The sequence below is a fragment of the Solirubrobacter ginsenosidimutans genome, assembly GCF_027587205.1.
This window is the reverse complement of the sequence record NZ_JAPDOD010000002.1, coordinates 34,385-45,864: the sequence shown is the minus strand read 5'-3', so window position 1 is coordinate 45,864 and position 11,480 is coordinate 34,385. Positions and strand designations below refer to the sequence as shown.

10 protein-coding genes are annotated in these 11,480 nt (G+C 70.3%); 7 read left to right on the top strand and 3 right to left on the bottom strand.

Annotation, left to right across the window (positions count from 1 at the left end):
- The first annotated feature begins 69 nt into the window (after positions 1-69).
- The 6 genes from OM076_RS02675 (at position 70) to OM076_RS02650 (ending at position 5,517) form a co-directional block, all read left to right on the top strand.
- The gene (locus OM076_RS02675; protein WP_270037832.1) at positions 70-708 is read left to right on the top strand and encodes a hypothetical protein; all 639 of its coding nucleotides are present in this window, start codon (positions 70-72) and stop codon (positions 706-708) included.
- The gene (locus OM076_RS02670; RefSeq protein WP_270037831.1) at positions 708-971 is read left to right on the top strand and encodes a hypothetical protein; all 264 of its coding nucleotides are present in this window, start codon (positions 708-710) and stop codon (positions 969-971) included. The genes OM076_RS02675 and OM076_RS02670 overlap by 1 nt, the downstream gene beginning before the upstream one ends.
- Positions 972-1,037: 66 nt before the next feature.
- Positions 1,038-1,670 carry a TetR/AcrR family transcriptional regulator gene (locus tag OM076_RS02665; protein ID WP_270037830.1) on the top strand — a complete coding sequence of 211 codons (633 nt, stop codon included), beginning with the start codon at positions 1,038-1,040 and terminating at the stop codon, positions 1,668-1,670.
- 150 nt (positions 1,671-1,820) lie between these two features.
- A complete protein-coding gene (locus OM076_RS02660; protein ID WP_270037829.1) occupies positions 1,821-3,131 on the top strand; it encodes a hypothetical protein in 1,311 nt (436 codons plus the stop codon).
- Between the two features lie 12 nt (positions 3,132-3,143).
- A complete protein-coding gene (locus OM076_RS02655; protein WP_270037828.1) occupies positions 3,144-4,622 on the top strand; it encodes a bis-aminopropyl spermidine synthase family protein in 1,479 nt (492 codons plus the stop codon).
- On the top strand, positions 4,552-5,517 hold the full coding sequence (locus tag OM076_RS02650; RefSeq protein WP_270037827.1) for a Dyp-type peroxidase: 966 nt from the start codon (positions 4,552-4,554) through the stop codon (positions 5,515-5,517). Before OM076_RS02655 ends, OM076_RS02650 begins: the two co-directional genes overlap by 71 nt.
- On the opposite strand, the gene OM076_RS02645 is transcribed toward OM076_RS02650, so the two are convergent.
- Complete coding sequence (locus tag OM076_RS02645; RefSeq protein WP_270037826.1) at positions 5,514-6,212, bottom strand: alpha/beta fold hydrolase; 699 nt, start codon at positions 6,210-6,212, stop codon at positions 5,514-5,516. The two genes, OM076_RS02650 and OM076_RS02645, sit on opposite strands and share 4 nt — an antisense overlap.
- A 121-nt stretch (positions 6,213-6,333) precedes the next feature.
- Here OM076_RS02645 and OM076_RS02640 point away from each other — a divergent pair, with 121 nt between their 5' ends.
- The gene (locus OM076_RS02640; RefSeq protein ID WP_270037825.1) at positions 6,334-8,481 is read left to right on the top strand and encodes an MMPL family transporter; all 2,148 of its coding nucleotides are present in this window, start codon (positions 6,334-6,336) and stop codon (positions 8,479-8,481) included.
- 95 nt (positions 8,482-8,576) lie between these two features.
- On the opposite strand, the gene OM076_RS02635 is transcribed toward OM076_RS02640, so the two are convergent.
- Together OM076_RS02635 and OM076_RS02630 are read right to left on the bottom strand one after the other, a co-directional pair.
- Positions 8,577-9,482 carry a WxL protein peptidoglycan domain-containing protein gene (locus tag OM076_RS02635; protein ID WP_270037824.1) on the bottom strand — a complete coding sequence of 302 codons (906 nt, stop codon included), beginning with the start codon at positions 9,480-9,482 and terminating at the stop codon, positions 8,577-8,579.
- 61 nt (positions 9,483-9,543) lie between these two features.
- On the bottom strand, positions 9,544-11,412 hold the full coding sequence (locus tag OM076_RS02630) for a purple acid phosphatase family protein (protein ID WP_372517991.1): 1,869 nt from the start codon (positions 11,410-11,412) through the stop codon (positions 9,544-9,546).
- Positions 11,413-11,480 lie beyond the last annotated feature (68 nt).

Genomic DNA, 11,480 nt, shown 5'->3' with positions numbered 1-11,480 from the left:
CGCGTGTCTTGACAGAGGAGAGCAGGAATGGAGAAGCGCTGCTCTGGCCCCAGACCTAGCATCGCCGGCATGGCTTCCATCGACTCCGTCACCCTCGAGGTGACCGACACCACCGACGCCCAGCGCTTCTACACGACGGCCTTCGGGCTCGGTCCCGAACTGCAGTTGCGGGCCTCGGACGCGACGACCGACGGCTTCCGCGGGTTCACGCTGTCGCTGACGGTGTCGCAACCGGCCACGGCCAGCGCCTTGATCGACGCCGCCCTCGCCGCGGGCGCCACGTCGCTCAAGCCCGCCGCGAAGTCGTTGTGGGGCTTCGGCGGCGTCGTCCAGGCTCCCGACGGGACGATCTGGAAGGTCGCGACCTCCAACAAGAAGAACACCGGTCCGGCGACGCGGGAGATCGACAGGATCGTGCTGCTGCTGGGCGCCTCGGACGTGGCCGCGAGCAAGCGCTTCTACGTCGACCGCGGCCTGGCGGTGGCGAAGAGCTTCGGGCGCAAGTACGTCGAGTTCGACATGCCGTCGAGCGCGGTCAAGCTCGGGCTCTACGGGCGTCGCGCCCTCGCCAAGGACGCCGGCGTCGATCAGGACGGGAGCGGCTCGCATCGCATCGCCATCGCCGGCGACGGCGGGCGGTTCGCCGACCCGGACGGCTTCGAGTGGGAGGCCGCGCCCCTCTCCGCCGGCATGCTGGTCGGGCACTGATGCCGGCGTGGCGGCGCACCGCCACCGATGCGTCGGTGGGCCGCCACGTGACGGTGCGGATGGATCCCTATCGGGCGTCGCGAGCTTCGGGGACGCTGCACGGGCCCACCAACACCGTCTCCAAGGAGCACATCATCTCCGCCTCGAAGCTGTTCTTCGCCACCGTCGTCGCCACCATCGCGCTCGGCACGCCGTTCGCCCAGGCCGCGACCGCCGCGTACCCGCCCGGCCCCACCGCCCACGCATCGATCATCGCCATCTAGCGACCTCGACCCCCCAGCGCAGGGTCCGGGCGAGTCGTTTCGCGGCACCACCTACGATGGCCGCGGATGCCCCGACCCAGCGCTGGGAAGCCCACGACCAAGTCGCCCCGCACCGGCCGGCGGGCAGGCGAGAGTCACTCGCGCGAGGCGATCCTCGACGCGGCGAGACGCCTGTTCGCCGAGCGCGGCTACGAAGGTGCTTCGCTGCGCGCGATCGGCGCGGAGGCCGGCGTCGACGCGGCGCTGGTCGTGCACTTCTTCGGCTCCAAGGCCAAGCTCCTGACGGCCTCGGTTCGCTGGCCGTTCGACCCCGACGTCGCGCGCGAGCGCCTGCTCGAAGCCGACCGGGCGGACGTCGGCGAAGCCCTCGCGAGGCTGTTCGTGACGACGTGGGACGAGCTCGGCGAACGCAACCCGATCATCACGCTGCTGCGCTCCGCGACCACCGAGCCGGAAGCCGCCGCCATCACGCGCGAGTTCATGAGCAAGCGGCTGATGGAGCCGCTGGTGAACGAGCTCGGCAGCGATCGCCCGGGATTGCGCGCCGACCTCGTCGCCGCGCACCTGATCGGACTCGGCATCGCGCGCTACGTCCTCGGCCTCGAGGCGCTCGCCGGCGCGTCGTCGGACACCGTCGTGGCCTGCGTGGCACCGACCCTCCAGCGCTACCTCACCGGCGAGCTGCCCGCGACCGGGTGACTGCGGGTTTCGGTGTTGACCCTGGACCCGTTATTGGTTTAGAACTATCACTTGGTGGAGGATTCACAAGAGACCGGAAAAGGGACGGCTGACCCTAACGGCGACGTCCACCTGTGGGTCCGTATGAGCGCGGTGCGAAAGCCGGGGCGCTTGAACCCCCGTCCCGCTCGGCGCGTCGACGGCGAGGAGATCGTGCACGTACTCGAGTCGCAACGCGACGTGATCGCGAAACGTCTCGTGGAGAAAGCATCCGGCATGCCGCTCGCCGGCACGCTCAGCAAGGCGTGCATCGGAACCGTCGAGTTCGATCACATCCTCCGGGTGCGGCTCGATCTTCGTGCCTGCCCCGCCGAGGAACAGACTCACCGCAAGTGGGTGGTGCACGTCGCCAAGGCTCTGTTCTGGCTCGCGAAGACCTTTGGGAGGGCATTCGCCGTCCGCCCTGCACCGATCCGCGCCTGGCCTGAGCTGACCACGGCGCTCTCGGCGGCGCTGAGCGATTCGGTCGGCGCGCTGCTCGAGCAGGGTGAGGGCCACGTCGTCGTCAGCGTCTGGCCCGAGCCGGAAGAGGCGAGACCGGCCCGGCGGGACCCGACGCCGTGGGACCGGGTTGCGCCGATCCTTGCGACGGTCGCGACGGGCGTGGGCGTCTACGGGTTCGTGACCTTCGTCGGCGGGACGATCGCGTGGGCCCGGGTGGACGCCGCCGGTCTCCCACCCGCACCGACACTCGGGATCCTCCCGAGCCAGGACCTGCTCGTGATCGGCGCCGAGACACTCGTGCCGACCGTGGTGATCGCAGTGCTGGTCGTCGTGATCCTCGCCGTCATGTACCGGGGCTTCCACCTGGCCCTTCACCGGACCGCTCACCGCCACTGGCTGGCCGCGAACGAGCGGGCGTTCCTGGCGGGCGAGACGGGCCTGCTCGTCACCACCGGCATGTTCCTCTTCATGGCGCTCGCCTTGGAGTTCATCCTCTTCGTGGTCTATCGCGACCTCAAGCCATGGCAACTCGGGCTCGCGGGCGTCGGTGTGCTGCCCGCCGCCGTGATCGCGGCACTCGTCGGCAGCCTCACGCGTCGCTTCGTCTATCTGGGAACGACGGCGTTCGTGCTCGTCGGCGTGTTCGTCGGAGTCCTGGCGTATTGGCGCGCCTCCAACGAAGAGCGGGTTCGAGCGGCCGCCGTCTGGCGCGAGGACCGCCGGGCGGTGTACGGCATCTTCGTTGCCGAGGGGTCGGGGCGCGTCTACATCGCGCAGTTCCACAAAGGGACAAACCTCGAGGAGACGAAGAAGACCTCGCGTCTGGTCGGCATCGAGAAGAGCGACGTGAGAGACATCGCCGTCGCGGACAGGGAGCCGCTCATGGACTCCCTGGATCGGGCCAAGGGCCTTGCCGACGACCTCTGTGTGCTGCACGGGCAGAAAGCGTGCGTCATCGAGCTTCCCGCGGCGCCGTAGGCTCCGTGCGGAGTGATATCTCCGCACGACACCGCCACCGACGGATCGCGTCGCGTCGCCGGCCACCTCCGCACGCTCGGCCCTGAAGCCCGCCAGGCGCGCCGCCTGCTCACGGACCTGCTCGACGCCGGACCGACGACGCTCGAGCGCCTCGTCGCCCAGACCGGCGCGCCCCGCCGCGACGTCGAGCACCTCGTCAAGCTGATGGGCGAGGACGCCGACCGGCAAGGACACCGGATCGAAGTGCTCGCGCCCGAGCCGTACGCCGCGCTGGCGCTCGCGGAGCCCGCGCCGGTCCCGTTGCCGGTCGAAGCGATGCAGGAGCTGCTGGCCGCCGCTCCGGCGCCGGTCAAGAGCCTCGATCACGTGGCGGCCACCGCGGACACGGTCCTGCGCCGCGCTCGCTGGCTCGACGAGCAGTTCGAGTTGTCGCAGACGCGCGTGCTGATGCTGGGCGACCACGACGCGACGACCCTCGCGTTCGGCGTGCTGGGCATCGAGATCGGCGCGCTGGCGGTCGTGGACATCGACCACGACCTGCTGGCGTACCTCGGTGAGCGCTCGACGGCGAGCCCCTACTTCGCCGACCTGCGGGTCGGCCTTCCCGAGCCGCTGCGCGATCAGTTCGACATCGTCGTCACCGACCCGCCGTACTCGGCCGAGGGGGTGGGGCTGTTCGCCGCCCGCGGCGTGGAGGCGATCGATCGCCACGAGCGGGGGCGGCTCATCCTCGCGTACGGATTCCCGCCCAGTTCTCCCGCGCTCGGGCTGAAGGTCCAGAACGCGCTCAGCGGGCTCGACCTCGTCTACGAAGCGGTGCTCCCGGGGTTCAATCACTACGACGGGGCGCAGGCGATCGGCTCGCGGTCGGCGCAGTACGTCCTCCGCCCGACCCGCCGTTCCAAGCGCGCCGCGGCCCGCACCGTCGCCAGGACCGTCCCGACGATCTACTCGCATGGGCGCCAGTCCGTCGAGTCGGCAAACGACGGGCCCGAGGTGTTCCGCCGGCTCGCCGAAGACGCCGAAGCGATCGACGTCGACGAGCTCTTCGATGCCCCGCGCGTCCGGGCCGGACGCGTCGCGGTGAACCTCGCTCCGTTGCACGGGCGCTCGCTGGTGCACGCCGCGCTGGCCGCGCAAGCTCCAGAGGTCGACCTCGTGGTGCCCAACGAGACCGACGGCGTGCGCAGCGAGTCCGAGCAGGAGCGAACGCGGCGGCTGCTCGGCGCCGTCCGCTTCCGGCGCTCGGTCGACGGCACGCCCTTCACGATCGTCCACGTCGCCGGCACGCCGCCGCTCCCGCCGCCGTTCGCGCCGCTCGCGGAGACCGCGGGAGAACTGGCCGGACGCCGCCCGATCGACCTGCCGCTGCATCTGCTGGAACGGCTCGTGCGGGCGGAAGTCCAATACGCTCCGGAACATGTCGGAGCCTCAGGCCGTCCTGACCCCGATCACCGAGGCCGCGATCTTCCTCGTGCTGACCGTCGATGACGCCGACGTGGTGCGCGAGTTGCTGCCTGACGTCAGCGGATTGCGGCGGTCCGTCGGGTTCCGTGTCCCGGAAGCGGGGCTGTCGTGCGTGACCGGCATCGGCTCGCGGCTGTGGGACCGGCTGTTCGGCGCGCCTCGCCCCGCCGGGCTGCATCCGTTTCGTGAGCTGCGCGGGCCCCGGCACACCGCTCCCGCCACGCCGGGTGACCTGCTGTTCCATATCCGCGCCGCGCGCTTTGACCTGTGCTTCGAGCTCGCCGAGCGCCTGATGAACCGCCTGACGCCGGGCGCGAAGGCGGTGGACGAGGTGCACGGCTTCCGCTCCTTCGATCTGCGCGACGTGCTCGGCTTCGTCGACGGCACCGAGAACCCCGAGGGCCCGGCGGCGGACGAGGCGGTGCTCGTCGGCGAAGAGGACGCCGCGTTCGCGGGCGGCAGCTACGTCGTGGTGCAGAAGTACCTGCACGACCTGCCCGAGTGGGACGCGCTGCCGGTCGACCAGCAGGAGGCCGTGATCGGGCGCACCAAGCTCAATGACATCGAGCTCGCCGACCAGGCGCCCGACTCGCACGTCGCGCTGAACCAGATCGTCGGACCCGACGGCTCCGAGCGGCAGATCATGCGCTTCAACATGCCGTTCGGGCGCGTCGGCGCCGCGGAATACGGGACCTACTTCATCGGCTACGCGGCCGACCCGTCGGTGATCGAGCAGATGCTCGAGCACATGTTCATCGGCAACCCGCCGGGCACCACGGACCGCATCCTGGACTTCTCGACCGCCACCACCGGCGGGCTGTTCTTCGTGCCGCCGGCGGACTTCATGGACGACCCACCCGAACCGCCCGGCGAAGCGCCGGGCGACGGGTCCCTCGGAATCGGCGGCCTCAGGGGCTAGACAGCGGCGACGGCGGCGAGGATCGCCTCGATCGCGGCCTCGGGGTGCGAGACCATCGAGACGTGCGACGCGCCCACTTCGCTGATCGTGGCGCCCGCCCGCTCGGCCATGCTGCGCTGGGTCGCGGGCGGGATGACCTTGTCCTCGGTCCCCACCACGGCCCAGCTCGGCAGCGTCTTCCAGGCCGCCACCGCCGACGGGGTCGTGTTGGCGGCCAGCGTGATCGGCCGCTGGGTCGCCGCGATCACCGCACGGTCGGCCTCCGGGAGATCCTGGGCGAACGCGTCGTGCACCGTGGCCGGCTTGAGATACGCGTCGACGTCGCCCTCAGGCGCGCCCGGGTAGCCGATGAGATCCAGGACCGTGGTCGGATCGGGCACGTCCAGCGCGGACCCTGAGCCGCCGAGGATCTGGAAGGTCGTCTCCCCGACCTCGGGGATGAACGCGTCGACGAAGACCAGCGCCTTGACGTCGCCGCCCTCGGTCGCGGCATTGGTGATCACGAACCCGCCGTAGGAGTGGCCGACCAACACGACCGGGCCGCTCGTGCGCTGGGCGATGAACGACGACACGTACGGGGCGTCGATCGGCACACCGCGCAACAGGTTCGGCGGCGCCAGCACGGTGTAGCCCTGGCCCTGCAATTCCGGCGCGACGGCATTCCAGCTGGAACCGTCGGCCCAGGCTCCGTGCACCAGCACAATCGTCGGCTTCGGCATCTCTGTTCCTCTCGAGCGGGTTGACCAAACTCGGCTACGTCTGGTGACCCTACAAGCCGCTCGTTAGTGCAAGACTTCCCGGTGTGGGAGCACGCGAATGAGATCGCTGGCGCGATGGTGCTTCCGGAACAAGTTCGTCGTGCTGGCGATCTGGGTGGCGGCCCTGCTTGTGCTCGGTGGCCTCAGCGCCAGCGCCGGATCGGGCTACACGGACTCCTTCTCGCTGCCGGGCACCGAGTCCACGACGGCGCTGAACCTCCTCACGGACAACTTCAACACCGAGTCGACCGACACCAACCAGGTCGTGTTCGCGGCCGACGACGTGACCGACCCAGCGGTCCAGGCAAGGATCGAGAAGACGCTCGCCGCGATCGGCAAGCTCCCGCATGTCGAGCGCGTCGACAGCCCGTTCGCGGAGGGCGCCGGCGCGCGGCAGATCGCCAAGGACAAGACGGTCGCGTTCGCCAACGTCCACATGGACGGCGAGCAGCCGATCGCCGACGTGCCGAAGTCCGCCTACGACAAGCTGATCTCGACCGCCGAGGGCGCGCGCGGCGACGGCCTGCAGGTCGAGCTCGCCGGCAACGGGATCCAGCAGGCCACGCAGCAGCCCGGCGGCGGGCCGAGCGAGTTCATCGGCTTCATCGCGGCCGCGATCGTGCTGGCGATCGCCTTCGGCTCGCTCTGGGCCACGCTGCTCCCGCTGTTCACCGCGGTGCTCGCGCTCGGGTGCGGGCTGAGCCTGAACGGCCTGCTGGCGCACCTGTTCAACATCGCGACGTTCGCCCCCACGCTCGCGACGCTGATCGGCCTCGGCGTCGGCATCGACTACTCGCTCTTCGTCGTGACTCGCCATCGCAACGCGATCACGGCGGGGCGCGACCCGGAGGCGGCGTGCATCCGCGCGCTGAACACGTCCGGACGGGCGGTGCTGTTCGCCGGCGCGACCGTGATCGTCGCGCTGCTCGGCCTGCTGGTCCTCGGCGTCAGCTTCCTCAACGGCGTCGCGGTCGCCTCCGCGGTCGTGGTGCTCGTCACGATGACCGCGGCGGTCACGCTGATCCCGGCGCTGCTGGGGATGTTCGGGATGAAGGTGCTCTCGCGCAAGGAGCGCCGCCGGCTCGAGGCCGAAGGTCCGCGCGACCCCAAGCTCGACGGCTTCTGGCCGCGCTGGGCGCAGACGGTGCAGGACCACCGGCTCCCCTTCGCCCTGGCGGCGCTGCTCGTCATGCTCGCGCTCGCCGTGCCGGCGCTGTCGCTGCGGCTCGGCTCCTCCGACGCCGGCCAGGACCCGGCCGGCACCACGACGCGCAAGGCCTACGACCTGCTGGCCAAGGGCTTCGGCCCCGGCTTCAACGGCACGTTCCAGATCGTGGCCAGGACGCCCAACGGCAAGGCCGACCTTCCGAAGGTGCAGCAGCTCGCCGACGCGCTGGGCAAGACGGCCGGCCTGGCGTCGGTCAGCCCGCCGGTCCAGTCCCCCAACGGCAAGATCGCGCTGATCGAGGCGCGCCCGTCCACGGCGCCCCAAGACGCGGCGACCAGTCGCTTGATCGACACGCTGCGCAACGACGTCATCCCGAAGTCCTCAGCCGGGCTGCCGGTCTATGTCGGCGGCATCACGGCGATCTTCGACGACTTCGCCGGCGTGCTGACCGACAAGCTGCCGCTGTTCATCTTCGTGATCGTGCTGCTCGGCTGCCTGCTGCTGATGATCGCGTTCCGCAGCCTGCTGATCCCGCTCACCGCGGCGGTGATGAACCTGCTCGCCGCCGGTGCCGCGTTCGGCGTCGTCACGCTCGTCTTCCAGGAGGGCTTTCTGGCGGGCCCGCTCGGAGTGGGCACCGGGCCTATCGAGGCCTTCCTCCCGGTGATGATGCTCGCGATCCTGTTCGGGCTCTCGATGGACTACCAGGTGTTCCTGGTCAGCCGCATGCACGAGGAGTGGATGCGCACCGGCGACAACAGCCACTCGGTCCGCATCGGGCAGGCCGCGACCGGGCGCGTGATCACCGCCGCGGCGACGATCATGATCCTCGTCTTCGGCTCGTTCCTGCTCGCCGGGCAGCGGGTGATCGCCGAGTTCGGCATCGGCCTGGCCAGCGCCGTGCTGCTCGACGCGTTCATCCTGCGCACCGTGCTCGTCCCCGCGACGATGCACCTGATCGGCGATCGCAACTGGTGGCTGCCCCGCGGCCTGGACCGCGTGCTGCCGCGCCTGGCCGTCGAAGGCGCGGAGACCTAAGAGCCTGTTGGCGAATGGTCGGTCCGACCGATGTGATGCAGCCCGCCGCGGATGCGCCGCAGCGGGCGCACCGGTATTCGTCAGCAGGCTCGTACTCAGGCGACTCGCGCCCGCGAGGCGCCGGCCCGGCGGTACGCGAGAGCTGCGACGACGAGTCCGAGCAGCACGAGGATCGCGACCAGCAGCGCCCACGGCACGATCCACGCGTGTCCTGAGGCCTTGATCGCGGCGAGCGGAGCAGTCGAGCCGGCCGCGTCGGTGAGCAGCGGGACGAGCGTGACGGACGCCGTCAACCGCAGCGCGGGAGCGACGTCGTCCAGCGACGCGGAGGCCTTCCAGGTCTCGCCCGGAAGCAGCGTGGGCGTGTCGGCGACCTTCGGCGCACGCACGGCCCAGCGCCCGAAGGGACCGGAGACCTTGACCGCCTGCTGGGCGGTGAGGATCGTGTTGCCCGTGTTGTGGATCGCGTAGGTGACGGTCGCGTCGCCCTTCGCGAGCGGGTTCGCCGAACCCGAGTAGTCCACGCGCACGCCCTCGACCGCAAGGCTCGGCTTGAGCGCTCCGCCGACCCGTAGCCGGATCTGGATGGGGACGCGCTGATCGGCGTCCGCGGTGACGATGCCGCCCACGTAGTCGCCAGGCTTGGCGTCCTTGGGCAGCGTGATGGCGAACGGCACTTCGACCGACCCGTTGGCCGGAACCGTCACGTCGGCTTGGGACGGCTGCGCCCACACGCCCACGCCTGTCGCCTTGGCGTCCGCGGCGCGGAGGTCGAGCTTGCCCGCCGCGGTGGTGAAGGCGTCGGCGCCGTAGAGCGCGAGGTGCAGCGGCGTCGTCCCGGGGTTCTCGACGACGATGCCGTCCTCGACCGTCCCGCCCGGGTTGACGGTGTAGCGGAAGTCCTGCCGCCCGTCACCGAACTGGTTGGCGGCCGTCTTGACCGTCCACTCTGCGGCGGCAGCGGGGCGAGCGAAGCACCCGACCAGCCCCAGCGTGGCCAACAGTAGGAGAACTGCGGGCCGGACGCGGGGACTGATCGGGGGCAACGTCATGCGCTGATGACTACGGGTTCGTCGTCGACAGCGTGAACGTCAGCGTCTTCGCGTACGAGCCCGTGCGCAGCGGCTCGTTGACGGCGATCGGCTGCTTGAAGTCGACCGTGACGACGTCGTTCGAGACCGGAGCCGCGTACGTCTTGACGGTCGACGGCAGCGGCGTGCCCGCGACCTGCAGCGGGGAGGCCAGGGCGAACGTGCCGTTGACCAGGCGGCCCGTGGCGGTGCTGCTCGGGTCCGAGGCGGTGAGGGTCGCGTCACCCGCGGAGGAGACGACCGTAGCGGTCGTCTGCGCCGTGTAGTCCTTCGCGATGCCGGGCAGGAACGGGCCGAACGAGGCCGGCGTGCCGAGCGTGAGCGAGAGCGTCGCCGGGACGCTGCCGCCGACGCTGCCGGGGGTATCCGTGATGCCGCGGTAGATGACGGTCTTGTCGACCGTGGAGCCGACCGGCTGAGCCGGGCTGGCACCGCTGTCCGGGCCGCACCAGGAGACGTTGCCGCGCTCGACGGCAGCGTTCGGGGCGGCGCAGGTGCCGCTGCGCAGGTCCTCGACGACGAGGCGGTTCGCCTCGACCTTGACGCGGACGTACGTGCGGACGTGCTCCTGGTTCTCGACCGAGTTGGCCCAGTGGCGCTTGCCCGTGGGGTCGAGCGGGTCCGGACCGTACTCGCCGGCGACCGGCTTGGACAGGTCGTAGTACTTCGAGCCCGACGCGGAGTTGCCCGTGACGTAGATCACGCCGCCGGGACCGGCGGACACCTGAGCGGCACCGGGCTGCTCAGCCGCGTTGGCCTTCTGGCCGTTCTTGATCGCGTAGGAGCGCGAGTAGCTGTGATCGTGACCCTGCAGCACCAGGTCGACGCCGAGGTTCGAGAACGCGGTCGGGAAGTCGATGCGGCGCTGCTTGTTGTCGCCGTCGTTGGCGTGATCGGCCGGCGAGTAGATCGAGTGGTGGTACACGAGCACCGTGTACTTGGCCTCGGCCTTGTGCGCGTTGACCACGCTCGTGACGTACGCGATGTGCGCGGCGTCGGAGCCGTTGGCGTACGCGTTCGAGTTCAGGTGGACGAACAGGACGCCCTTGTAGATGTACCAGTAGTCGCCGCCGGACTGCGTCGCCGAGCTGCCGGAGTAGAACGGGCCGGAGCGGTCGGTGTTCGGCGTCCAGAAGTGCTGGTCGTACGCCTTGCCGCCGACGTCGTGGTTGCCGATCGTGGCCGACCACGGGTACTGGCGCAGCTTGTCGGAGGCCAGGAACGCGTTCCACTGCGACTCGGTGTTGGCGGTCTCGACCTGGTCGCCGCCCGAGACGAGCAGCTCGGCGTTCGGGTTGGCGGCGGTGGCGACGTTCAGCGTGTCCGTCCAGCCCGCGCCGTCCTTCGCCGTGTCGCCGGACGAGCCGATCTGCGGATCGCCGAAGAACAGGAAGTCGAAGTTGCCCGAGAACTTCTGGGTCTTGAACGAGTACGTCGCGGACCAGCCGCCGTCGGCACCGACGCGGTAGGAGTACGCGGTGTCCTCCTGGAGGCCGTCAAGAATGGCGTGCGCGTTGAAGCCGCCGTTGACGGTGTTCGCGGCGACCGTGGCCGCGAAGGTGGTGGCGCTCGCGGGGAACTCCCCGTTGACGAGCTGCGAGGTCGGCGCGACCTGCACCGACTGCGCGGTGTTGGCCGAGGTGTACCAGGAGACGACGCGCTGCGACGCGTTGGCGCCGACGCCAAGGACGATCGCCGAGTTCGTGGCCGGTGCCTGCGCACCGGCGACGACGGCCATCGAGCCGATGCCGAAAGCCGAGACGGCCACGGCCGCGAGGCTCGCGGCTACCACTGGACGGCGACGACCCCGTGCCGACCGTGGCGATTTCGAGGACTTCATTGTCTTCCCTCTCGTTGACAGAGTGCGAATGGACCGCGCGCAGCTTTCCAACGCCGGCGCACCGGGAT

Bases quoted from the DNA above. Each gene is read 5' to 3' on its own strand.
- OM076_RS02675 (WP_270037832.1), top strand. From the start codon at position 70: ATGGCTTCCATCGACTCCGTCACCCTCGAGGTGACCGACACCACCGAC.
- OM076_RS02670 (WP_270037831.1), top strand. From the start codon at position 708: ATGCCGGCGTGGCGGCGCACCGCCACCGATGCGTCGGTGGGCCGCCAC.
- OM076_RS02665 (WP_270037830.1), top strand. From the start codon at position 1,038: ATGCCCCGACCCAGCGCTGGGAAGCCCACGACCAAGTCGCCCCGCACC.
- OM076_RS02650 (WP_270037827.1), top strand. From the start codon at position 4,552: ATGTCGGAGCCTCAGGCCGTCCTGACCCCGATCACCGAGGCCGCGATC.
- OM076_RS02640 (WP_270037825.1), top strand. From the start codon at position 6,334: ATGAGATCGCTGGCGCGATGGTGCTTCCGGAACAAGTTCGTCGTGCTG.
- OM076_RS02630 (WP_372517991.1), bottom strand. From the start codon at position 11,412: ATGAAGTCCTCGAAATCGCCACGGTCGGCACGGGGTCGTCGCCGTCCA.